The organism is Paenibacillus sp. MMS20-IR301, assembly GCF_032302195.1.
Taxonomy (GTDB): Bacteria; Bacillota; Bacilli; order Paenibacillales; family Paenibacillaceae; genus Paenibacillus_AQ.
In genome coordinates, this window is sequence record NZ_CP135275.1 from 3,399,137 (window position 1) to 3,424,388 (window position 25,252).

Annotated in this window: 12 protein-coding genes; 7 read left to right on the forward strand and 5 right to left on the reverse strand. The window is 52.5% G+C overall.

Annotated features, from left to right (window positions below; all coding sequences use genetic code 11):
* Positions 1-43: 43 nt before the first annotated feature.
* The 3 genes from LOS79_RS14875 to LOS79_RS14885 form a co-directional block, all read right to left on the reverse strand.
* Entirely contained in the window at positions 44-892 is an 849-nt protein-coding gene (locus tag LOS79_RS14875) for a sugar ABC transporter permease (RefSeq protein ID WP_315421122.1), read from the reverse strand.
* Positions 889-2,202 (reverse strand): sugar ABC transporter permease, encoded by a 1,314-nt coding sequence (locus LOS79_RS14880; protein WP_315421124.1) that lies wholly within the window; start codon positions 2,200-2,202, stop codon positions 889-891. Before LOS79_RS14880 ends, LOS79_RS14875 begins: the two co-directional genes overlap by 4 nt.
* A 139-nt stretch (positions 2,203-2,341) precedes the next feature.
* The gene (locus tag LOS79_RS14885; protein WP_315421127.1) at positions 2,342-3,679 is read right to left on the reverse strand and encodes a sugar ABC transporter substrate-binding protein; all 1,338 of its coding nucleotides are present in this window, start codon (positions 3,677-3,679) and stop codon (positions 2,342-2,344) included.
* 609 nt (positions 3,680-4,288) lie between these two features.
* Here LOS79_RS14885 and LOS79_RS14890 point away from each other — a divergent pair.
* Positions 4,289-6,037 (forward strand): alpha-glycosidase, encoded by a 1,749-nt coding sequence (locus LOS79_RS14890; protein ID WP_315421129.1) that lies wholly within the window; start codon positions 4,289-4,291, stop codon positions 6,035-6,037.
* A gap of 124 nt (positions 6,038-6,161) precedes the next feature.
* On the opposite strand, the gene LOS79_RS14895 is transcribed toward LOS79_RS14890, so the two are convergent.
* The gene (locus LOS79_RS14895) at positions 6,162-13,862 is read right to left on the reverse strand and encodes a pullulanase (protein WP_315421131.1); all 7,701 of its coding nucleotides are present in this window, start codon (positions 13,860-13,862) and stop codon (positions 6,162-6,164) included.
* 543 nt (positions 13,863-14,405) lie between these two features.
* On the opposite strand from LOS79_RS14895, the gene LOS79_RS14900 reads away from it, so the two are divergent.
* From LOS79_RS14900 to LOS79_RS14925, 6 genes are all read left to right on the forward strand, one after another.
* On the forward strand, positions 14,406-15,443 hold the full coding sequence (locus LOS79_RS14900; protein WP_315421135.1) for a LacI family DNA-binding transcriptional regulator: 1,038 nt from the start codon (positions 14,406-14,408) through the stop codon (positions 15,441-15,443).
* Positions 15,444-15,565: 122 nt separating this feature from the next.
* Positions 15,566-16,228, forward strand: a complete 663-nt coding sequence (gene pgmB, locus LOS79_RS14905; RefSeq protein WP_315421138.1) for a beta-phosphoglucomutase — start codon at positions 15,566-15,568, stop codon at positions 16,226-16,228.
* Positions 16,229-16,806: 578 nt separating this feature from the next.
* The gene (locus LOS79_RS14910; protein ID WP_315421140.1) at positions 16,807-19,125 is read left to right on the forward strand and encodes a glycoside hydrolase family 65 protein; all 2,319 of its coding nucleotides are present in this window, start codon (positions 16,807-16,809) and stop codon (positions 19,123-19,125) included.
* Positions 19,126-19,451: 326 nt separating this feature from the next.
* Entirely contained in the window at positions 19,452-21,152 is a 1,701-nt protein-coding gene (locus LOS79_RS14915; protein WP_315421142.1) for a glycoside hydrolase family 13 protein, read from the forward strand.
* 136 nt (positions 21,153-21,288) lie between these two features.
* Entirely contained in the window at positions 21,289-22,149 is an 861-nt protein-coding gene (locus tag LOS79_RS14920; RefSeq protein ID WP_315421144.1) for an AraC family transcriptional regulator, read from the forward strand.
* A 195-nt stretch (positions 22,150-22,344) separates the two neighbouring features.
* Positions 22,345-23,190: a DegV family protein gene (locus tag LOS79_RS14925; protein ID WP_315421146.1), complete on the forward strand. Its 846-nt coding sequence runs from the start codon at positions 22,345-22,347 to the stop codon at positions 23,188-23,190.
* A 300-nt stretch (positions 23,191-23,490) separates the two neighbouring features.
* Here LOS79_RS14925 and LOS79_RS14930 read toward each other — a convergent pair whose 3' ends face one another.
* Entirely contained in the window at positions 23,491-25,209 is a 1,719-nt protein-coding gene (locus LOS79_RS14930) for a PAS domain-containing sensor histidine kinase (protein ID WP_315421148.1), read from the reverse strand.
* Positions 25,210-25,252: the final 43 nt, after the last annotated feature.

The window sequence follows — 25,252 nt, forward strand, 5'->3', positions numbered from 1 at the left end:
CGTAACTGCATAATGGCTGCACCTGAGTATACATATAAACTGCTTATCCCTTACTCGCCCCTGCGGTCAGACCGTCAACAAGCAGGCGCTGCAGGAAGCCGAACAGGACCATAATCGGTACAGAGATCAGTACAGCTCCCGCTGCAAACAGGGTGAAGTTGGAATTCTGCATCGTGTTGACCATATCCCACATACCGACCGCGACCGTCCAGTTATCCTTTGTCCGCAGAATCAGCTTCGCAAAGATGAAGTCTACCCACGGGCCGACAAACTGTGTCAGCGCCATATAAGTAATCATCGGGCGGGATAACGGCAGGATAATGCGGATGAAGATCCCGAAGTTGCTCGCTCCGTCAATCCGCGCGGCCTCATCCAGCGAACGGGGAATCGTATCGAGGAAGCCTTTGGCGATCAGTGTGCCGAGGAGCGGCGCTCCGGCAGCATACACGATAATCAGCGCCAGATGGGTATCCAGCAGGTTGAACTCCTTGAGCAGCAAATAGATGGCAATCATACTCATGAAGCCGGGGAACATCCCGAGAATCAGCAGGGTTGACATGGTGGTCTTGCGGCTTTTGAACCGGAAGCGGGATAAGGCGTAACTGGTCAAAAGCGTCAGCACCACGCCGATCAGCATGGAGAATATAGCAATCTTGAGCGTATTCGCATACCAGGTCCCGAACATATAAACGGGTGAAGTGAACAATTCCTTATAGTGGCTCAGTGTAAAATGCTCGGGAATCAGTGTCTTGCTGTACAAGGACTTACCCGGCCGGAAGGATGCCAGCAGAATCCAGAGTGCCGGATAGATCGCAGCAACCGCCAGGATGAGCAGAACAATGTAGCTTAAGCCCAAACGGATAAAGTTCATAAGCTTGCGTGAGGTGATCATTGAATCATGTCCTCCTCTTGGAATGACTTGGTCCGGCGGTAATTGTACAGGGAGAACCCGGCGACAATGATGAACAGTATGATTCCTATTGCGGAAGCCATGTTGTTCTTGTTCTGGTCCAGCGTCAGCTTATACAGCCATGTTACGAGCAGGTCTGTTGAACCGGCATATTGATAGTCGCCTTTAACCGGATTGCCTGCAGTCAGCAGATAAATCGCATTAAAGTTATTGATATTTCCGGCGAATTGCATAATCAGTGTAGGTGCGGTGGAGAACAGGATCATAGGCAGTGTAACAATCCGGAACTTCTGGTAATTCGTAGCCCCGTCCACTTCGGCCGCTTCATACATATCCCGCGGAATCGTAGTCAGTACGCCCATAATCAGCAGCATCGATACCGGAATACCGACCCACATGTTGACAATAATGACCGTGACCTTCGCCCAGAACGGATCTGTCAGCCATGGCAGCCCGCCCAGACCGAAGTAGCCGAGATACTGGTTGATCGGACCGAATTGCCCGTTGAACAGGTTGCGCATCAGCAGCAGGGAGATCATCTGCGGAACGGCATAAGGAATGATCAGAATCATTCGCCACATGCCTTTGAAGCGGATTCCTTTTTGGTTGATCAGCAGGGCAACGAGCATCCCGCCGAAATAAGTAGTTATAGTTGATAGAACCGCCCAGACAATAGTCCAGGTAAGTACTCCATAGAAGGTATGGCTCCATGATTTCAGCACCAGCAGATTGCGGAAGGTTTCAAAGCCCACCCAGTCTACCAGCCTGGCCGGCGGAATGTGATCCGGTGCGGCATAGTTGGTGAACGCCAGCATGATCATAAAGATAATCGGCATGATGGTAAAGAATAAAATACCGATGCCCGGAAGCAGCAAAAAGCTCTGGGCAAATTTATAATCGAGAATATAGCGCACGGATTGTTTGAATGTATTCGAGGGACGGCCGGCTTCGCGTTCTGCTCCGATTTTCAGGGCATCCCTAATATTCATGTACCAGGCAATCAGGAATAAGACGAGGAACAGCAGGGTAATCAGACTTTCAATCATAATGACGATTGAATGGTCCCCGGGAACCATTTTGGCAATTCCCTTAACCTTCTCAAGGCGGCTTGGAGATTCTCCGAGCGTGGTGATGCCCCAGAAGGCCCTGCCCAAATTGTTAATAAAATAGACAAGTGCTAAAGCTTCTACAGCTATGAAAATAAGCCCTTTGATGAATTGGCGGTTATATATTTGTCCCAATCCCATAAAAATGGCCGACAGTATCCCGGCGCTAGCTTTGTGTCGCTGCATTTCTCTTCCCTTCTCCTCTCCGCGCGGAATTCAGGAAACTGCCCGCCGCGAGCTGTGCGGCGGGCGATTGAATTCCACTGTTTGTTGATGGTTGTCAGCCGGCTCAAGGGCAGCTGATGTCACTGCCGGGTAGCTGCTTTTACTGGGCGGATGCCCCGTTATTCAGATCCTTGATTTGTTCTACTGCTTTGTCCATAGCTGCCTTAGGGTCAGCGTTGTTATCCCAGATTTCCGGAAGCGCCGCATTGACCGGGCTCCAGACGTTACCCATTTCAGGAATCGAAGGCATTGGCTGGGAGTTCTTGGCTTGTTCAGCAAAAGCGGATACATATGGATCACTAGTGATTTGTGCATCCTGCAGTGCTTCATTATTCGTAGGCACGGAACCGATCAGTTTGTTAAGTGTCAGCTGCGCATCTTTGCCGGAAGCAAAGCGGGCATACAATTTAGCCGCATTCGGATACTGAGTGTAGGCGTTGACTGCGAAAATTTTGATTCCGGAGAACGTGATTGCTGTTTTGCCGTCGACGGTTGGAACCGGTGCAATTCCGAGGTTGTCGCCCAGAGCTTCTTTATAACCGGCAAGCTCCCACGGTCCCGTGATGTCCATAGCCACATCGCCTGAGTTGAACAAGCTGCGCTTGATGTCCGGGTTAATGTCTCCGCTCTTAAGCGGCAATACTTCTTTCAGCTTCGCAAATTCAGTCAGGCCTTTGATCGCACCCTCATTGTTCAGACCGATATCGTCTTTGTCTGTGCCGTCTTTGCCGAACAGGTAACCGCCTGTTGTAGCGATAAACGGATAGTTGAAATACATGTTGCCGACTTCCCACATAATTCCGTATCTGTTCTTGGCTTTATCCGTGAACGTTTTGCTGAAGGCAATAACGTCATCGAAGGATTTCGGAGCTTCTGTTACAAGGGATTTGTTGTAGAACAGTGCATAAGTTTCTGCCGCTCTAGGATAACCATAGAGTTCACCGTCATAGGAAGAACCTACGATAGAGGCTTCGGTATTCTCTGCTTTGGTTTCTTCACCGAAAATATCGTTGGGAAGGAGCAGGCTTGCACTTGCTGCCTTACCGAGATTGTCATGCGGAATGAGGATAACGTCTGCAGCCAGTCCGGAAGGACCGTCCTGGGTCAGCTTGCCGACCTGATCGGGCGGTGCCACCTCTTCAATTTTGATTGGAACGTTGTATTGTGCGGTGAACTGCTTGGCGATTTCTTCAGCAAAGGCTCTTTCTTCTTTACTTTCCCAGATCACCAGGGATGCGCCTTCTTCAGGTACAACCTCGTCTGTAGCCGGAGTATTCTCACTGTTTGTACCAGCGTTGTCAGTTGCCACTGCCGTATTGTCCGCCGGTGCGTTTGTTGCTGCTGCATTTCCCCCGTTATTGTTGTTTGAGCCGCACGCCGTAATTGACATTGCCATAGAGAACGCTGCGGTGAGAACCATTAGTTTTTTGAGCTTCATTGCTTTTAACCCCTCCCGATTTTTAAGTTTCACTGGATTTGAAGATATGCCTCCAACTTTGCGCAAACGATTTCACCAGATCCCAAAAAAAAGTATGTATCTCTTTTGATCCATCAGAAAACGCTGCGTTCAGCACTAGAAAGCGCTTCATTCCTGAATCCATAATACAACAGTGCACTTGATTGTTAAAACGTTTGCACAGATCATATTGAGCCAAATTTCCTGATTATCGCTATAAGAATGATTTATATCTCTTGTTTTCAAATGTTTTCTTCCATTATCTTCATTTTTCTTTTTTATAGATTTATTATTTTTGAAAATATCGTTTTTATTGGCGTATATTGTCGAGAAATCATGTTTATTTGGAAGAATTATGTTTCAGTAATCGTTTTCGTTTGTCATAAAATTTGTGCAACTGTTTGTACAAAAGTATTGTACCTCTATATTTTCCGTGCTATAATCCAAACCATTATGACAGGCCGATTCTACATACAATTTAAAGGCAATGTTACTTCATTTGGGTACAACCTCGGACCAATTAACCGGCGGTGTTTGTGCCTTTTTGCTGTGTGCAGAACTGGTCTTATATTCTTTTTGGGAGGAATTGTTATGTTACTGGAAGCTGTTTATCACCGCCCGCGTCTCAACTGGTCTTATGCCTATGATCACGAAACGATCCACCTGCGCCTGCGCGCCAAGAAAGGCGATCTGACCGAGGTTTTCGCCTGGGCCGGAGACAAATATGCCTGGGATACGACCAAGGAATTAATCCCTATGACACTGTTCACCTCTGATGCCATGTTTGACTACTGGGAGTGTGAGTCGGTACCGCTCTACCGCCGGCTGAAATACGGTTTTCTGCTCCAAAAAGGCCATGAACGGATCTGGATGACCGAAAGCGATTTTCAGACAGAACGTCCGGCTAATCCTTACCGGCTGTTTGAATTCCCATATATTAACCGCGGCGACGTGTTCATTCCTCCCGCGTGGGTGAAGGACGCCGTCTTCTATCAGATCTTCCCTGAACGGTTCGCAAACGGGGATGCCAGCCGGAATCCTGAGAATGTACAGCCATGGGGCGGCGAGCCTGAGCGGGACAATTTCTTCGGCGGCGACCTGCAGGGGGTAATCGACCATCTGGATCATCTTACTGAGCTAGGCATTACCGGCATCTATTTCACTCCGGTTTTCACAGCCACAACCAACCACAAGTATGATACCGAGGACTACATGCAGGTGGATCCGCATTTTGGGGATGTGGACACGCTGAAAAGACTGGTTAACGCCTGTCATGAACGCGGTATCCGCGTGCTGCTGGATGCTGTATTTAACCATGCAGGGCGGACCTTCGCCCCGTTCGTTGACGTGCTGAAGAACGGCGAGGCCTCCCCCTATAAGAATTGGTTCCATGTCCGCAGTTTCCCACTTCAGGTGGTGGATAACCTTCCTAACTATGATTCCTTTGCCTTTGAGCCGCTGATGCCGAAGCTGAATACGGAGAACCCTGAGGTCAAGGCATATTTGCTGAAAGTGGCTGAATACTGGATCAAAGAGGTCGGAATCGACGGCTGGCGCCTGGATGTGGCTAATGAGGTGGATCATGAGTTCTGGCGTGAATTCCGCAAGGTCGTGAAACGCGCAAATCCCGAGGCTTATATTCTCGGCGAGATCTGGCATGAATCTGCGCCATGGCTGGAAGGCGACAAGTTCGATGCCGTAATGAACTATCCGTTCACCGATGCTGTGCTCGACTTCTTCGTTAAAGGCACGCTGGATGCCGAAGGCTTCGCCAACTCCATCGGCAAACAGCTGTCGCGCTATCCCCTGCAGGCCAGTGAAGTGGCCTTTAACCTGCTGGACAGCCACGATACCGCCCGCCTGCTGACTGTGGCCGAAGGCCATAAGAATAAAATGAAGCTGGCCGCACTGTTCCAGTTCACCTTCTTAGGTACGCCCTGCATTTATTACGGGGATGAGATTGGCATTGATGGGGGAGATGACCCCGGCTGCCGCAAGTGCATGGAATGGGATCCGGAGAAGCAGGACCGTGACTTGTTCAGCTACTACCGCAAGCTGATTGATATCCGCGGCAGTCATCCGGCACTCCGTACAGGAAGCTTTACATTCCTTGAAGCCGGTCCCGGGGGCAGCAAGCTGGCTTATGAGCGCAGTCTTGGTGACGATCTTATTATCGTGCTCATCAACACAGAGGGGACAGCGCAGACCTTCCAGCTAAATGTTCAGGAACGCTCCTGGGAGAATCTCTTCACCGGTGATTCCCTCCGCGCCGAACGCGGCAGACTGTCGCTTAAGCTCCCGGCTTACGGTTATGCAGTGCTGCAGGCTGACTTGGCCTAGCGGCCGTTCCGGTAATTTCTTTTAACGCGTTCATTTCATAGCAAGGCAACGCAAACAGGGTATTCCGCAGCAGCCAGTGAGGCTTGCGGAATACCCTGTTTTGTTGCAGTTTCAGTTGTGCAGACTATTTGCCGAGCAGCTTATACACTACCTGTGCGCTCTCCGCACGGGTCAGCAGGTCCCGGGGGGCAAACAGATGATTCGCTCTGCCCTCAATCAGTTCCAGTGCTTCAGCTGTGTTCACATAGGCTGCCGCCCAGGAGCTGATACTGGCAGCATCGGCGAACACAGAGTGATCTGCTGCGGAAGCCAGGCGCCGGCCCTGTTTGAACTCCAGCGCGCGGATGACCATAACCGCCATTTCCTGGCGGCTGATTGCTGCGTCCGGCGCAAAGGTACTGCTGGTGCGTCCGTTCACTATGCCAAGTCTGGAGGCTGCTGCTACATACGATGAATACCATGCACCGGCCGGGACATCGGAGAATATGGCCCGCTCCTCCCCAGGCTGGCCGAGTGCACGCATCAATAATGCAGTAAACTCCGCGCGTGTCACATTTCTTGCCGGCTCAAATAGAGCAGCTGAGACTCCGGCAGCCACCTGTTTCGCCGCCAGCGATTTCACCGCAGCGGAAGCCCAGTGGGTATCGGGCACATCATTGAAGGCCGCATTCATCTGGAGCGCTGCATACCTGCTGAAATGGGAAACAGCCGCTGTAAGTGAACCGTCCGCCTGAACCGTTCCTCCCATATACTTCAGCCCACCGGCATCTTCCAGATGGAACACACCCGTCCAATCCATAACCGGACTTCCCTGAAGCTTAAGCGATAATGTAACGGGCTGCTTAAACGCTGTTACCGCCAGGCTTGTACCGTCTTTATGGATTATTGCCAGTTTAAGCTCATACATTCCGGATACAGCAGTTACAGCCAAGTTGTCTGTGCTGAACTTCTTAACAGTATCCTGAGCCTCAGCCTTGCTGATGGGAATCAGCTCAAGCTGGAGTTGTGAAGCATCCGCATCCTTGCCTCCGGCCATGGCTTCGATATCAGCCAATACCGCATTAGGGAAGGTAACAGACAGTCCCTCCGCGACAATAACCAGTTTATTGCCGCCCAGCATTCCGGCTGCCCCGGCCGGCAGCAGCACCGAAGTCTTGCCCGGCTCGAGAGTAATCTCTGCTTGGCCTCTCTCTCCGCCGCTCAGAGCAGCTTCGCTGATGACCTGTACGCCTGCCGGGGCCGCCGTTGGCGATACTAGTGGCTTGGCGGCAGATATTAATTCGGATTGTGCCGTTGGTGTTGGCACCGGTGTCGGTGTTGGCGTTGGCGTTGGCGTTGGTGTCGGTGTTGGTGTTGGTGTCGGAGGTACCACCACCGGCTGTGCCGCCAGAATCACTGTCCCGCCGTCATCCCTGCCCGGCAGCTGGACTGTTACCTTCCCGGCTGCAGATACCGTGTACAGCTCGCCGCTGTATTCGTCCTGTACGGAAGACAATGGTGTGAACGGTACCGGAATTTCAACACTCTGACCTTCTGCCTTCGTGTTAATTACGGTAACCACATTATCGTCGCCGTATTGCTTGTTAAAGGCCAGATAGCCAAGATCATCCGAGCCGGCAAGCTTGCTGCGGATGCCTTTGGCATACACTTGCGAATACTTGGCTCTGATATTCAGCAGCTTCTGATAATGATCATGAAGCCCCTGTTCTGCAGTGAGCTGATCCCAAGGCATATCGCCCCGGTTCTCGCTGAATTTGCCTTCGGCCATATCTCCGGCATTTTTACCTGACCGCCCCAGCTCTTCCCCGTAATAAATTACCGGCTGCCCCTTGGCCGTAATCTGCAGCGCGGCAGCGATCTTGAGCTTGCCCTTGTCACCGTCAACGTAATTGGACAAGAAGCCGTCCTCATCATGGCTGCTGAGGAACTGTGCCATCATTCCGGTATTGCTGATCTTCGCTTCACGTTCCTGCAGATAAGCATCCACAGCAGTAATGGCGCCATCCGTGAACAGCTTGGCCTGATCATTGAAGCTGAAATCGAGCAAGCCGTCCATCTGGCCGCTCTGCAGCATGCCGCCGTCATTATCGGCGGTTCCGCCGAAATACTCACCGAGTAATTTGAAGCCCGGAGCCTTAGCAGTCAGCGCATTTTTGAACGCTTTCCAGGTTGTGCTCTCCACATGCTTAACTGTATCCACACGGAAATAGTCGATCGTATCCCCGCGCGCTGTCCGTGCATTATCCAGCCAGCCTGTCTGCCAGGCAATGATCTGTTCGCGCACCGCAGGATCCTCCGTTTTGAAGTCCGGCAGCCCGCTCAGCTCGCCTTTGATAACATCCTTGTCGGACTGGACACCGTCTGTACGCAGCATTCCGGCGAAACGCGCCTTGTCCTCTGCCGTTACTCCCGGATTGTCGTCACTCTCCTTCAGCCCGTAGCCTGTATGGTTAAGCACCACATCGACCATAATCTTGATGCCCTTGTCATGCGCCTTCTCGATCAGCTCCTTGAAGGCCGCCATATCGCCAAGATGCTCATCAAGCTTAGTGAAGTCTTTGGCCCAATACCCGTGATAGGCGTATTGCTTGCCCCCGAAGCTTACACCCTGATTGAAATCAATATTATCTACAACCGGTGTGATCCAGAGCGTGTTGATGCCCAGCTCCTGCAGATAACCGAGATTATCGATCATTCCTCTGAAATCTCCGCCATGATAGGCTTCAAGATGTGCTTTATCCACATTCTCATTGTTAGCCGGGTCCCCGTCCTTGAAGCGGTCGGTCAGCGCGAAGTAGATCCGCGCCTCATCCCAGTCGAAGTCAAGCGCGGAGCCGCTGTAAGTTCTGGCCTTGACTTCAATCACGGCGGATTGTCTGTGCAGATTGCCATACTGGTCCACTAGCACAACCTGAATGGTTTTAATGCCCGCCGGCACATCCGCCTTCACCGCTATCGTCTGCTGCATAAGCTCTGTATCGAATTTGACCCTGGCTGGTCCGCCCAGAGCAGTAAGGTCCAGATAAGCGTCTTTATAAGATACCTCTTCTGCGGCAACAGCCCTGACCGTTAAAACAGCATTTTCGTCAGAAGCAACCGCCGGCGGATTCACTTCTGCAGTAATACTGACTTCCGGCTTGTGATAATACAGGCTGGATTCCCCGTTCACCGTATTCTTCGGATCAGTGACCTCCCGGGTCGCTCCGTCCCTGGTCACAATGAAGGTATACTTGTACAAGCCTTCTTCCAGACCGCCCAGCTTGTAGCTGAACCACTCCTTGCCGGCGTCGTACTCCATCGGATATTCGGTGCCGTTTACTTTCACCTTAACACCGGTTATAGATGCCATACCGCCGGTGCGGAACAGCTCCTCATCACGGTACAGGAACGTAATTGCTTCATCCTGCATAAGCGGACCGCTGATGCCCGGAGTGATGTCCAGCTCTTTAACCATGCTTTGTACATGGACTTTAGTGAACGCCTCACCGGGGGTCAGGGTAATATAGCGGTCATCTGAAATATCCTGCTTATTATCAGACCAATCCAGACCCTTAATAAGTACGAATCCTACCTGGGTTGCGTCTTTGCCTACTTCAAACAATGCTGTCGAGCTTGCTGAACTGCCTTCAGGCTCTGTCAGCTTCACCTCACCGTCTTTTGCTCCGGTGTACCACAGCCATACACTCCACCCCTTGTAATCCTTGTCTTCCCGGGTATAAGTAAACTGCACATACCGTTTGCTTTCCGCCGGCGGGCTGGTTACTTCTACGGTTACTTTTGTTGATATGCCGCCATAAGCAGCGGTAAGAGTTGCGGTCCCGGCTTTAAGCCCTTTGACCAGCCCCTTGGCTGTAACCGTGGCCACTTCCGGTTTATCGGATGTATACAGTGCTTTGGAGGTCACATTCCTGGAGCTGCCATCACCATATCTGGCCGTAACCGCAAGCTGATGCGAGCTGTCCGCCCCAAGCACATAGCCACTTTGATCCGTCTCCAGCTGAGACAGCACTGCCGCATCCGCATCTTTGCGGATAATTACAGCGGTAAGCGGTTCAAGAGTGATTGCATCCGCTGTCAGACTGAATCCGCTCTGATCCGCGGCAAGAATGGCTTCGGTGCCGGCTTCGTCGTTGTCGGCAAGCACGGTACCGTCCGTCAAATCCTCCTGCAGGGTCAGCTTCCTTGTCTTGCTGTCCCCGTTCATGAATACATAATAGATTCCGGTTCCATCCGTTGCTTTACTTGTGTAGCCGATCGCCAAATCCTCCGGCTGCAGCTCCGGTGCCGCGATAAGTTTAACATTGGAATTCACCAGGCTGAGATCACCCAGCCGGAATGCATCGGTGGATTTCCGCAGCTTAATCAGGCCGGCCGTGTATTCCCTTGTCGCATTCTGCACAGGGTAATTCACGTCATCGGTCGCCGCAGCCCAGTCAAATTTATTGACCGCATCCGATGAATCATAAGAATCGTTGATGAAATAACTGACCGAGCTGTCATGGGCATCCCGGACTTCAGTATATTTCTGCTCGGGAGCCCCCGCAGCCATCCACTGCTTGGTACGCCCGTACTCCTGGCCCGCCTGCAGGAAGGCGGTTCCCTGGGAAGTCAGCAGCAGCATATTTCCCAGCCTGATCCGTTTCTGAATCTCCAGCTCATTCTGCTCATTCTGCGGGTTCTTCTTAAGGGACAGGGCGATAACATCATGCAGCGTGAGATTGTCATGCGCTTCAATGTACTGCACAATATCGCCCGGATCATCTGCCGGAACGTTGGAAGGCTGCGCCTTGATATTGTTCAGAATCGTTGTCAGGCTGCGTGCCCCGCCGGTTATAAACCGGGGATCTCCTTCCATCCCGTACCCGGACTTCAGCTCATTGCGGAATTCATCGGAGAACACCCCGGTGCTGTCTGTCTTATCCATCCAGCTCTGGTCGGCGGCTTTGCCTTTAAGGGACGGCTCTGAAGCATCCCCCCCGAAGGTTTTCCAGCCTTCCCCGATGAACAGGGCGTTCGGATTGATGGCAGCTGCGGCGTCATAAGCAGCCTGAACCGCATCTGCCGTGGCGTCGCCCATCATGTCCCAGCGCATGCCGTCGATTTTATATTCCTGGAACCAGTATTTCACGGAATCGGTCATCAGCTTCTCCGCCATCTTGTGGCTGGTCGCCAGATTATTGCCGAAGCCGCCGATGAAGTTCCCGGCCGGGTCCTGGAAGGCGTAATAATTAGGCACGATATCGTTCAGAAATTCTTTTTTGGCCATATGGGTGTACACTACGTCAAGAATGACACCCATTCCGGCCTCATGCACCGCATCAATCAAGCCTTTAAGCTCTTTGATCCGCAGCTCCGGATCTGCCGGATTCCGGGAATAGGCACCGTCAGGAGAGAAATAGTTATGCGGATCATAACCCCAGTTATACTCATTTCCTTGCGCCGAATAGTCCAGCTCCCTGTCTTCCATCCCGGTTTCGTCCCCGTAATACCAGGCCATTACCGGAAGCAGCTGAATATGGGTTACACCCAGTGATTTGATATAATCCAGCTTCGACGCAAAAGCAGCATAAGACCCCCAGCGTTCCCCGCCGAGACTCGACTGGATTCCAGGATCAGAGGTGAGGTCTCTGATGTGCGCCTCGTAGATAACGGCATCCTCACGCTCCGCATAACCGGCAATGTCTGCAGCCCGGAAGCCTTCAGGATTCGTGGCGCTTAAATCTACAATCGCCGCTTTGCCGGTCGAATCGCCGCCTGCGCCCGCCTCACCTGCAGTATTCACCGTGAATACTGCCATGGATTTGGCATAGGGATCAAGCACCTGCCTGGTTACCCCTTCATTGGTCACTTCATACTGGTAGTAGAAGCCTCTGACATCCCCTGCGCCGGGCGCGCCGGCCAGATCAGCCGGAGTCAGCTCTGCCGACCAGACCCCCTTCTCCCCGGGAAGCAGCTCGGTACGGCCTACGGTGAGATTGGAGTTGTTCTTGTCATAGACAACCGCAGTCACTGAACTCGCCTTCGGAGCCCAGAGCTTCAGCGTTGCCGATTTGCCGGCCTTATGGTAAGTGGCTCCAAGATCGTCACCTGTGTAATTGTACAGCTCATCCAGCATTCTCCAGCCGGTGGAAGCGGATACAGTTTTCCCTGCATACGTGACACTCAGCGGAATTTTCTGCAGATCAAACGCACCGGTAGCCACTTCAACAGAGGCAGTGCCCGTAATCGTTGCCGCTGTTACGGGGACCAGGTTTCCTTCCGAATCCTGGATGGAAATGGCTGTTTTCAATGCGTCCGCCGTAAGTCCGTCCGTTAACGTGAACCCGAGCCAAAGCTTGCTTGCGGACAATATATCCGCGGATAGTAGCCCCACCGGAGTTTCGCCGAAAGGAGATGTATACACATTCGGGTCGTTCTCCTTCACCCACAGCTGGTTGTACCGGTCCAGAAAAGCAAAGCTTTTGTTCTCATTGCCCGCCGGACCGTCCTTCTCGCCGTTTGCAGGCTTCATAACAATGAAATTGATCGTCTTGCCGTCTTTCATAAGCGGAATATCCGCATAGGCGCCAAAAGCATCCCTGTGCTCAGGCTTAAAAGAGGTAGCGTCTTTCGGCCATGCATTCGACGGCACCGCCACATCCCCCCAGAGCCAGAGGCCGTATTCCTTCTGGTTGTTGTCGGAGCGCATGTAGTGAATACGCACGGTATCCGCCGGGAGGTCAACCGGTTCATAAGGCGTTACCTTGTTGGAGCCTTCCGTAATCCAGACCTCATTAGTCTGCGGGGTGCTGATGCTGAAGGTTTTGTCCCCGTCTTCCATTTCCTTTACTCCGGTAGCCCGGTTAACCACAAGGAAGGAAATGCTCTTCGCCCCATCCTTGACAGGCAGATCAACATAAGCCCCGTAGGTATCGGTTTGTCCTTCAGGAAAAGGAACAGCATCCTTTGGCCAAGCCTTGGAAGGTGAGACGAAATCGCCCCATGTCCATAATCCCAGGCCGGAATAATCGCCCGCAGCACGGTGGTAATGGACTCTTATATTCCCGGCGGGCACTGGCACTGCCGTACCCGGTCCGGAAGGAACCGTATAATGGGCAGACACACTGTTGTCCCCCGCATTATACTTGAATGTTACAGGTAATTCAGAGGGAAGCTTAAGCTCCTGCGCCGCATCCGGATAGGAGACTCCGCCCGCCGGGTCAGCACCCGGAAGATAAATCCGGTAAGTATAATTACCGGCAGGCAGAACGGCAGTCTGCTCATAGATTCCGTCAAAATCAGGATCAGTGAGCAGTGTCCGCGCCGCTTCCGGTGAATCATTGTCCGCATCTCCCAGCGCCGTCTGCAGACTGCCTGTCACCCGGGGAAGACGCTCTGCAGCAACCGGTGTGTAATACGTGGAATCGGCAATGGCTTTGGTATTGTCGTTATAATAAAAGGTCACGCGGGTCTCTTCAGCCAGTGAAATTTGGATGTTCCCGTTAGCGTCTACCCCGTTCGGATTAGTGTAGCTGCCATACCCGTAGTTCTCTGTCCACTCATCATTAAGGGTAATTTTATATTGATAAGTCCCTTTAGGCAGGATGCCTGAAAAGGTGTACAGCCCCTCCCCTTTGTAAGTCAGCTCGGTTACTGTCGACTTCTCATTCCAATCCTTCGTTTCAGCAGAATCAAGACCGATGAACCTCGTCTGCAAATCTCCTGCCAGCACAACCTTTCTCGTTTCTGCACTGGCTCTAGGCAGATTCATGCCAAAGCCGGAGCATACCAGAACGATAACCATTATGACTGCAAATGCCTTTTTTACCCGTAAAGCGATTTTCATTCCCTCGATCCCCCCACAATTTTGATGATGTTCCACCACAGGACAGACCGCGGCTGTCCATCCTCTCCCGGCTGCAGCGTACGCCTGTGAAGATTTTCCCAAACTGATTAGACCCCAATCCTCCTTGCCGGGCTTAATAAAATCTTCACGATATTTCGCTTTTCATGCGCAAACGTTTGCATTTTAGTGCAGACAAATCCAAAGCCTTATCCTTTTGCTTCGGGCGTTCTGCACAAACGGCATTTGTAACCGCTTGCTTTATTTCGGTTTTATACTAATCCTCCCTTAAAGTCATTGTCAACTACCAATTTTCCAAATCATGCTGAATTTCGTGCTGGTGCAGAAGCCATTTTCCGCATGCCGGAAAGCCTTTTTTGCCCGCATTCCTTTGTTTTCCCCCAATTGTAACCTTTTACGGAAAATAATTTATTATGGCGCATGCAATGCAGGGATTGTGATACAGCAAGGGTTTATCTATTTACAATCCCCAGCTCTTCGATTAATATTACTGTGTAAAGCGAACGGTTTCATGAGGAGGTTTCTATGACAGTTACCATTAAGGACGTGGCCAAGAAAGCGGGAGTGTCTCCCTCCACAGTCTCCCGGGTGTTGTCAGGCCATCCCAGAATCAGCCTAGAAACTTCCCGTAAGGTTAAAGTGATTATGGAGGAAATGGGCTACACCCCGAATATGATGGCCAAAAGTCTCGTTTCCAAGACAACCAACAGCCTCTGCATCATCCTACCGAAACCGGCTGAAGAGCTGTTCTCCAACTTGTTTTTTATGGAATTGATCCGCGGAATTGTCACGCAGTCCAGCCGTTCAGGCTACGATGTGCTAATCAGCTCCGGGGCAACTGAGAAAGAAGAGCTGGAAGCTGTCTCCAGATTGCTCAAGGGACGCCGTGTGGACGGCGTTATTCTGCTGTATTCCCGTAAAGATGATGCGGTGATTGATTTCTTGGAATCAGGCGGCTATCCATTCGTTCTGGTTGGACGAAGCGACCGCTATGAGGATATATTATCTGTGGACAATGACAATATCATGGCTGCCTATGATGCGACGAACCATCTCATCTCGATGGGCCATGAACGTATTGGCTTCGTAAGCGGTCCGCCGAACCTTATCGTATCGCGCGACCGTCTGGAAGGCTACCGCAAGGCGATGCTTGGCAAAGGTCTTGAAATGAAGCCCGAATGGATCGTCGAAGGCGAGTTTCTGCAGGACAGCGGCTACAGGGCGATGTCCTTCTTCATGAATCTGCCGAACCGCCCCACCGCACTCGTTGCCGTGGATGATATGGTTTCCTTCGGTGTATTGCGCGGATTGAATGAGCTGAACTACAAGGTTCCCGAGGATTTGGCGATTGTCAGCTTTAACAATATCCCGCTCTCGGAACTGTCCAGTCCGCCGATCAGCAGCATCGATATCGGCATTTATCATCTTGGCTATACAGCCTCACAGATACTGATTCAGAGTATCCAGAAGCCGGATAACCAGGAAGGATATACCAACCGATTTGTCATTCCCCACCGCCTAATCGTACGGGAGTCTTCCATGCATGCTCCGGGAAAGCAGTGATTCTACAAGAAGATAAATGAAGCTATCTGTGCTTCATTTATTTTTTGGAGTTTTGTTCAAACGTTTGCGCTAATTTAAAAACAAGCTGTATTTACCCCAAAACACATTTTAGGAGGTCCAACATGTCAGAAATCAACGCCTGCCTGTTCGATCTGGACGGTGTCCTCGTTGACACGGCCAGATATCATTACATCGCCTGGAGGGAACTGGCCGGGGAACTAGGATTCGAGTTCACCGAACAGGATAATGAACGGCTCAAGGGCGTCAGCCGGGCCGCGTCCCTGAATATCCTGCTGGAGATCGGAGGCATCGAGCTGGCTGAAGACGAGAAAGCCCGGCTGGCCGAGCAAAAGAACAGCCGCTATGTCGAATATATCGCGAAGATGGACAGCTCGGAGATTCTTCCGGGTGCACTGGATTTCCTCAAGGAATGCCGTGAAGCCGGTATCAAGGTTGCGCTCGGCTCCGCCAGTAAGAACGCTATGACCATCCTGGACAACACCGGCCTGACTCCCTGGTTCGATGCCATTATCGACGGTACGCATACCAGCGCAGCCAAGCCCGATCCCGAGGTGTTCCTGCTGGGAGCGCAGGCTTTACATACTGCGCCCGAGAACTGTGTGGTTTTCGAGGATGCCGAAGCCGGAATTCTCGCCGCCACCCGGGCCGGCATGCGCAGCGTCGGCATCGGTTCCGCTGAGACGCTGGGTGCGGCGAATCTGGTCGTCCCGTCTCTGCAGCAGATCAGTGTTCCTGCCCTGCGGGAAGCCCTGGCTTCTGTTTGATGAGTAACAACAGCTATGCATGAGCTTAGTACAGTGTCAGAACCTGAGAAGTAGATTCACTCGAGAAATGAAGCAATCGGTCTCTTCAATTCCAAAAGAAACCCCAAGATAACTGTATTATGTACAGTTAAAAGGCATGAAAAGTTGTTATTCGTTCGTATAACTGCACTATGTACAACTACTTTCACCCGGATACGTTAAAACAAGCTGCTCAGTGCAGTTTAATTGTACGAAATACAGCTAAAGTTATAACCGGAAGACAAACAGACCATTTAGTTGTACGAAGTGCAATTAGCATACTAGAATCTCTTCTGCCCTACTTTTTATAAAATGAACTGAAAATTCATTTAAATTTATGGGGACGAAGCTGCGGAGCGGAAGTTTGGAACTGTAGGAGCGCTAGCGTCCGCCTTTGTCACCGGATTTCTACCGTGATTAGCGGTTTAAATCAAGAAATCTGGGGACAACAGCGGCCGGAAGTCCAAACATTTCGCGCAGTGGCGGTACCGTCACCATAAATTTAATGTAGAGGATCGGTTCATTTTATCCCATTCCCCCAACTTAAAGGAGCCAACCAAATGAAACAGTACTTGAAAATTGATGAATGGTCTATTATCGAAGAATCGTTTGATCCGCAGACCCAGGAGATTTCCGAAAGCGTATTTAGCATCGGGAACGGATACATGGGCGGCAGAGCCAACTTCGAGGAGCAGTACAGCGGACACAGCCTGCAGGGCAGCTATATGGCCGGTGTGTATTACCCTGACAAGACGCGGGTCGGCTGGTGGAAGAACGGCTATCCCGAGTATTTTGCCAAGGTACTGAACAGCACGAACTGGATCGGCATCAACATTGAGCTGGACGGCACGCCGCTGGATCTGGCCACGTGCACCGTCAGCGAGTTCCGCCGGGTGCTCAATATGAAGGAAGGCACACTCTCCCGCAGCTTCACAGCTACTACCGCAGAAGGCCAGGAAGTGCAGGTGGAGAGTATCCGGATTGTCAGCCTGGTCCGCCCGGAGATCGGCGCGATCCGCTATTCCGTGACTCCGCTGAATTTCTCAGGAGTGCTTACCGTAACCCCTTACCTGGACGGCGACATCAAGAATAAGGATGCCAACTACGACGAGAAGTTCTGGAACGAGGTCGAGAAGAAGGCCGAGCCGGCCGGCGGACATCTTACCCTGAAGACGAAAAAGCTTGATTTCCACGTAACGTCAGCCTATGCCTGCGACATTCTGCTGAACGGTGAACCGGTTGCCGCAGAGGCGGAAGCCTTCGAGCAGGAGAAATACGTTGGCAGTAAAACAACCATTCCGGTAGAGTCCGGCGACCAGGTCGTGATCTATAAATATGCCGCTAATGTCACCTCACGCAATTACGGGCTGGGCCAGCTGGTAGATGCCGCGCGGACGGCACTGCAGGGCGCACAGGAAGCAGGTTTTGTAGCGCTTTTAACCGAACAGGCTGCGGCTTGGGCAGATAAATGGAAGGAAAGCGACATTATCATCGAAGGCGATGCCTCCGCGCAGCAGGCGATCCGGTTTAATATTTTCCAGCTAAATCAGACCTACACGGGTGAAGACGACCGGCTGAACATCGGACCGAAGGGCTTCACCGGGGAAAAATATGGCGGCAGCACCTACTGGGATACCGAAGCTTACTGTGTGCCGTTCTATCTGAGCACCGCCGACGCCTCGATTGCCCGCAATCTGCTGATTTACCGTTACAAGCATCTGGAGAAAGCCAAGGAAAACGCCCGCAAGCTCGGTTATGCTAAAGGCGCGCTCTACCCGATGGTGACGATGAATGGCGAAGAGTGCCACAACGAGTGGGAGATTACGTTTGAAGAGATTCACCGCAACGGCGCGATTGCTTACGCCATATATAATTACGTGAATTATACCGGCGACAAAGCTTATCTCGGCCAATATGGCCTTGAGGTGCTGGTGGAGATTGCCCGCTTCTGGGAAGAACGTGTCCATTATGTGCCGCACAAGGACAAATATGTGATGCTCGGGGTCACCGGCCCGAACGAATACGAGAATAACGTCAACAATAACTGGTACACCAACCGGATCGCCGCCTGGACGATGGAATATACACTGGAGGCGCTGGCATATCTGCAGGAGAATGAGGGCTCCCGTTATGCAGAGCTGACCGACAAGCTGGGGCTGCTGGAGAGCGAAACGGTACAGTGGAACGAAATTATCGCCAAAATGTACTACCCGGCTGACGAAGAACGCGGCATCTTCCTGCAGCAGGACGGCTTCCTCGATAAGGAGATTATCCAGGTTAAGGATGTTGCGCCGGAGCATCTCCCGCTGAACCAGAAATGGTCCTGGGACCGCATCCTGCGCTCCTGCTTCATCAAGCAGGCGGATGTGCTGCAGGGGCTTTATTTCCTCGGTGACCGCTATGATCTGGATACGAAGAAGCGGAATTTCGACTTTTATGAGCCGATCACCGTACATGAATCTTCCCTCTCCCCTTGTATCCATGCAATTCTGGCCTGTGAGCTGGGCTACAAGGAGAAGGCTTATGAGATGTATCTGCGCACGTCGCGGCTCGATCTCGACAATTACAACAATGATACGGAAGACGGCTGCCACACTACGAGCATGGCTGGAACATGGATGTCGGTCGTGCATGGCTTCGGCGGGCTCCGCGTATTGAATGACCGTCTGGCCCTGAATCCGTCTAACCCGGGGCACTGGACCTCTTATTCGTTCAAAATTATGTTCCGCGGCGCTAGGCTGAAGGTTACAGTTACCGATGTACAGATTACGGTTGCGAATGAAACGGATGTTCCGGCATCCATCACGATCCACGGCAAGGATTACACTGTGGACGGACTGGGCAGCGTCACTGCTGAGAGTTCTTCTGTCTCGGTGTAATCTTTCCGGCCCCCGGAGGCAATGAGCTTCTTGGGGGCTTTTTTTATTATTTGAACTTAGGAAGACAATCATAGGATAAAAGTAACGGAGGGGAATTTGGGAACTGGAAGGAGCGTTAGCGTCCGCCTGAAAGCTTTCCGCAGGAAGGCTCACTCCGGAAGCATAAGCAGTCACCGGATATCAACCGCTAACAGCGGTTTACATTGAAGATATCTGGGGACAACAGCGGCCGGAAGTCCAAAACTTCACCGCAGTTACGGCTACATCCAAATAAGAGATTTAAATTCATGTGATTTTCCTAATACCACTCAAAGGAGCTTACTCAAATGAAAAAAGCCTTTTGGAAAGAAGCCGTAGTCTATCAGATTTACCCGCGCAGCTTCCAGGACAGCAACGGGGACGGAATCGGGGACCTGCAGGGAATCATCTCCCGGCTGGATTATTTGCAGAAGCTGGGCGTCGATGTAGTCTGGCTGTCACCGGTCTACAAATCGCCGAACGATGACAATGGGTATGACATCAGCGACTATGAAAATATTATGGATGAATTCGGCACCCTGAAGGATTGGGAAGAGCTGCTCGCCGGGCTGCATGCACGCGGCATGAAGCTGATGATGGACCTCGTGATCAATCATTCCTCGGATGAGCATGCCTGGTTCGCAGAATCCCGCGCCTCGAAGGATAACCCCTACCGCGATTATTACATCTGGCGTCCCGGCGGACCCGATGGTGCACTGCCGAACAACTGGAGCTCGATCTTCAGCGGTCCTGCCTGGGAGCTGGATGAGACAACAGGCGAATATTATCTCCACCTGTTCTCGCGTAAACAGCCGGATCTCAACTGGGAGAACCCGGAGCTGCGGGAAGCCCTCTATAAGATGATTGCTTTTTGGCTGGATAAAGGTGTGGACGGGCTGCGGATGGATGTCATTAACATGATCTCCAAAGTAGAAGGCCTCCCCTCCGCATACCATGATGGTCTGGCTCCCGGCGAGCTGGCCGGCGGCGGGGAATATTATATGAACGGACCGCGGGTTCATGAGTATCTCCAGGAAATGAATCGTGAAGTGCTCTCCAAATACGAGATAATGACCGTCGGCGAGACTCCGGGGGCAACTGTCGGGGATGCCATTCTCTATACCGGTGAAGACCGGCAAGAGCTGCAGATGGTATTCCAGTTCGAGCATATGGATGTCGATTCCGGCCCGGGCGGCAAGTGGAACGTGGTTCCGTGGACGCTTAAGGGGCTGCGCGATATTTTGCATAAATGGCAGGTGGGGCTGGCTGAGCAAGGCTGGAACAGCCTGTATCTGAATAACCACGATCAGCCGCGGATGGTCTCCCGGTTCGGGGATGACGGCAGGTACCGCGTAATCTCAGCCAAGATGCTCGCCACTCTGCTGCACACGCTTAAGGGCACGCCGTACATCTATCAGGGTGAAGAAATCGGCATGACCAATGTGAAATTCCCGCTGCTGGAAGACTATAAGGATATCGAGATTCTCAATATGTACCGTGAAAAGGTTACGGAAGGCGGCGGAGATCATGACACGGTTCTGAAGGCAATTCATGCCAAGGGCCGCGATAACGCCCGCACCCCGATGCAGTGGGATACTTCAGCGAATGCCGGATTTACCACCGGCACACCCTGGCTTAAGCTCAATCCGCGCTATACAGAAATTAATGTGGAGCAGGCACTGGCTGAGCCGGATTCGGTATTTTACTATTATCAGCAGCTGATCACCCTGCGCAAGCAGCATCCCGTTATGGTCTACGGGGATTACGGGTTGCTTTTGCCGGATCACGAATATGTCTATGCTTACACCCGCACGCTGGACGAAGTGAAGTGGCTGGTACTGCTGAACTTCAGTGCTGCCGCGCAGACTATAGAGCTGACAGATGAGCTTAACGCTGTGACTGCGACGATAATCAGCAATTATCCGGAAGAGCCGGCGGACATGGACCGCAGCACACTGCGCCCATATGAGGCACGGGTTTGCCGGTTAGGCGGTCACGCTGGCTGCTGAACCATCGACAATTCTCCTGAAACATGCCATCATAGGCTTGTATACGGAAGGCTGAATCCTGCCCTAGAAGAGCACAGAATAACAGGACCGGCCCTCCGGCAAGATGATACTATGGTTACAAAGGGAGCTGGCAAACTTGGAATGGCTGATCCGAATGAAGAATGCGCTGGACTATATGGAGAGTAATATCACCGAGCCGCTGCGGATCGAAGAGGTTGCTGAGGTGGCGTTCTCCTCACCTTTTCACTTCCAGCGTATGTTCAGCATGCTGACCGGCGTTACGGTAGCTGACTATATCCGCAAGCGCAGATTAACTCTGGCTGCCCAGGAACTGGCGGTCTCGAAGATCCGCGTGCTGGATGTGGCGCTGAAATACGGATATGACTCTCCGGAGTCATTCGCCAAGGCTTTCCGCAAAGCACATGGAATCACTCCTTCTGCCGCGCGAGAGCCGGGCGTACAGCTGAAAGCATTCCCCCGCCTCTCTTTCCATCTGTCATTGAAGGGAGATCAGGAAATGGATTACAAAATCGTGAATAAAGAGGCTTTTACCGTTATCGGCAAATCAATGGAGGTAACTACCCGGGAGGGGGAAAACTTCCGCAGAATCCCGCAGTTCTGGGATGAATGCAATGCTGACGGCACTTCAGATCACCTGATTGAGCTTGGCCCCGGTAATGATTGGCTCGGTATTTGTATGTGTATGGATATGCAGGCAGAAATGCTGACCTATTGGATCGGAGTGGAAGGTACACCTGAGACTGATCCGCAAGGGTACGAGACCGCTGTAATTCCGGCTGCGACCTGGGCAGTATTCAAATCCGAAGGCGCATTACCGGATTCAATTCAAGGCGTCTGGCAGCGGATCTATCAGGAATGGTTCCCGGGAACGGGCTACGAGCATTCGGGCGGCCCTGAATTCGAATTGTATCCCCCGGGTGATGTATCCGCAGAGGATTACTCTTGCGAGATATGGATTCCGGTAAGGAAGAAATAACGTATTTCCAGGCTTAACGCGAAAGGCTTGGCTGTCCCGTCAGGGCGGCTAAGCCTTTTTGGCATGTCCGGGGAGGCTTATACGCCCGGGCTGGCAATTTTTATTTTGAGAATCACAGCAGGCTTGGTATAATGAACAGATTATAAGGTCTTACCATGGAATAGACTTATCCAAGAATTGGTGAAGGAGATATTCATGTCTATCGTAAAAATCTTTTCAGACAGCACTTCCGATTTGCCGCAAGGCTGGAAGGAAACGTATGATATCGGCATTGTCCCGTTATATGTAGTTTTTGAGGACGGTACCTTCAAGGACGGGGTCGAGATTACTCCGGAGGAAGTGTACCGCCGGGTTGCCGCGAATGGTGCACTGCCCAAGACAGCCGCCCCGTCTCCGGCAGATTTCATTGCCGCCTTCCAGCCGGTAATCAGCAGCGGCGGAGATATCGTCTACATCAGCCTGTCGTCTTCTTTATCCTCTACATACCAGAATGCCCTGCTGGCTGCAGGTGAGTTCCCTGAAGGCCGGGTACATGTCATTGACTCCCAGACCCTATGCGGCGGAATTGCGCTGCTGGTGATGAAAGCCGCCCGGGCCGCAGCCGCAGGCAGCAGCGCCGCCGACATCGCTGCTATGGTCAGAGCCGCCCGGGAGCGGGTCGAATCAGAATTCGTCGTTGATACATTAGATTACTTATATATGGGCGGCCGCTGCTCCGGCATGCAGAATTTTATCGGCAGCCTGCTGAAGATCCGGCCTGTTCTGCGGCTGGTGGATGGCGCTATCGTACCGGTAGCCAAGGTCCGCGGCAAGAAGGAGAAGGCCGTCGAGCAGATGCTCCAGCATGCGCTTGAGAATGCCGGTGAAATGGACAAGGAGCTGCTGATCATTGCCCATACACTGGCTCCAGAAGATGCCAAAGTGCTGGAGGCTGCGCTGCGCGAGCAGACCGATGTGGCTGAGATTGCCGTAATTCATGCCGGCTGCGTCATCGGCAGCCACTGCGGCCCGGCTACAGTCGGACTAATGTACATGCGTTAGGAGCCAAGCCTGCACTTTTGTTACTGCATGATAGGATGAGCACAATATTGTGCTTTGTGCAGGATCGGAGTACGGATCCTTAAGTTATCAGCTTGTATAGAGCGGTCCCATCTGCGGGGTCAGCATACAAGAAACACCTCCAATCGAGCGATTGGAGGTGTTTTTGTTGCACTTACACGCGTTCCGCATACATTTGGGCCATTTGCCCTCGCGGCAGCACATTGTATTCGGTTTTCCGCATACACTAAGCCCGAAACAAGCTGCCTCCAGCACTCCTCTGCTGAAGGCTACTTAGCAGAATCAGTCCCAATAAAGAACTGACTCCACTTCCGTCTCTTCCTTCACGAACGGAAGCATGAACCGGAAGATGGAGCCGCGGTTCTCTTCGCTCTCTACGAAGATCGTGCCGCCCATCAGCTCCACCAGCTGCTTGCAGATCGCCAGGCCGAGGCCCGTACCGCCGTATTTGCGGTTAATGGACGGATGCAGCTGCGAGAAGGACTGGAAGAGCAGATTCAGCTTGCTGTCCGCAATACCCACGCCCGTATCCCGGACGGAGAACTCCACCAGATATTCGGGTGAAGCCGGCAGCGGGATGTTCTTCACCGAGAGGGTGACACTGCCGTGATCGGTGAACTTCAGGGCGTTGCCGACCAGATTGACGATAATCTGCCGCAGCCGGCTCGGGTCCGTTGCCACCATATCGGGAACGCTGGTATCTGCCCACCAGCGCAGGGCGAGCTTCTTCTCCTCCGCTTTCGGAGTGAACAGGTCAATAATGCCCTCCAGCATCTCGCGCAGCTCGAAGCGCTCGGATTGCAGCGGCATTTTACCCGCTTCCATCTTGCTAAAATCAAGAATGTCATTGAGAATCTGCAGCAGGCTGTAGCTGCTGCTGCGCAGAATCTCGGCATAGCTGCGCTGCTCCTCCTCAAGCTCCGTTTCCAGCAGCAGATCGGCCATCCCGATCATCCCGTTCATCGGGGTGCGGATCTCATGGCTCATCATCGCCAGGAAATCCGCTTTGGCCTGTGCGGCCTGCTCCGCCGACTCCTTGGCCCGGAGAATCTCCCGCTCGTTCGTAAGATCACTGAAGGAGACCACCACCCCGCAGATGATGCCTTTATCCAGCAGCGGAGCAATCCGGTAGTTGACGAAGAAGCTGGTGCCGTCCTTGCGCCAGAAGATTTCATCCGCCCTCGTCCGGGTGATGCCATCCGTAATCGTATTGCGGATTGGACAATCCAGCCCCGCATGGCCGGATGAACCTCCCCTCTGAATATAATAAATGATATCCATCATATTCAGCCCGGCCAGCTCTTCCGGCTCATATCCCAGCATTTCCGCTCCTTCGCGGTTGATGAAAATCGTCCGGCCCAGTGTATCCAGCCCGAAGATGCCCGCAGCAACCGAATTCAGGATCAGGCTCAGCCGTCTGTCCTCCGCCATCTCAAACACAAATTCTGAATGCGGCTGCTCTTCCTCTGCCGGCAAATCCCCGGCTGGCAGTGCTGCAGCATCCGCAGCCGCCTGCTGCTCCCGGTTACTTCCGGCAGCATCACCGCCCATCTCTGCCCAGCTTTGCAGCAGCTGGGCAAACGGCTGATGCCCGGTATCGTGAATCACGGCGAAGACGCCGGCAATGCCTTCCGGCGTATGGAGCGGCACATACCTTACAGTGACACCCGCTGTACTGCCGCTCCCGTCAGGCCCAGGCGCCTCTGCTGTCCCGGCATCCGCGCGGTCCGCCTCCGCCATAGCTATAACTTCAGCAAGCTTCAGTTCGAAGCTGGAAGCTATGCCGGCGAGTGCAGATGCAAAATAAGCCTTGCCGGGCGGGAACATCCGGCAGTTCATCAGCCTCCCTGCATCCTCAGCGCTTAAGCTCCGGTTACTGTCTACATACTGCCCCTGCCGGTCCAGTACAATGATGAAATCCGGATGATGATCGAATAACGTTCTATAAGCACTTTCTGCGGAAAGTGCCTGGCCCAGGATAGAAGCCCAATCCTTATGCATGGCCCACCTCCTCTGCTGCTTCATTCCTGCTATGATTAAAGTC

Coding starts and splice junctions, on each gene's coding strand:
- LOS79_RS14885 (WP_315421127.1), bottom strand. CDS start 3,679: ATGAAGCTCAAAAAACTAATGGTTCTCACCGCAGCGTTCTCTATGGCA.
- LOS79_RS14880 (WP_315421124.1), bottom strand. CDS start 2,202: ATGCAGCGACACAAAGCTAGCGCCGGGATACTGTCGGCCATTTTTATG.
- LOS79_RS14910 (WP_315421140.1), top strand. CDS start 16,807: ATGAAACAGTACTTGAAAATTGATGAATGGTCTATTATCGAAGAATCG.
- LOS79_RS14890 (WP_315421129.1), top strand. CDS start 4,289: ATGTTACTGGAAGCTGTTTATCACCGCCCGCGTCTCAACTGGTCTTAT.
- LOS79_RS14930 (WP_315421148.1), bottom strand. CDS start 25,209: ATGCATAAGGATTGGGCTTCTATCCTGGGCCAGGCACTTTCCGCAGAA.
- LOS79_RS14900 (WP_315421135.1), top strand. CDS start 14,406: ATGACAGTTACCATTAAGGACGTGGCCAAGAAAGCGGGAGTGTCTCCC.
- LOS79_RS14925 (WP_315421146.1), top strand. CDS start 22,345: ATGTCTATCGTAAAAATCTTTTCAGACAGCACTTCCGATTTGCCGCAA.
- LOS79_RS14915 (WP_315421142.1), top strand. CDS start 19,452: ATGAAAAAAGCCTTTTGGAAAGAAGCCGTAGTCTATCAGATTTACCCG.
- LOS79_RS14875 (WP_315421122.1), bottom strand. CDS start 892: ATGATCACCTCACGCAAGCTTATGAACTTTATCCGTTTGGGCTTAAGC.
- pgmB (WP_315421138.1), top strand. CDS start 15,566: ATGTCAGAAATCAACGCCTGCCTGTTCGATCTGGACGGTGTCCTCGTT.
- LOS79_RS14895 (WP_315421131.1), bottom strand. CDS start 13,862: ATGAAAATCGCTTTACGGGTAAAAAAGGCATTTGCAGTCATAATGGTT.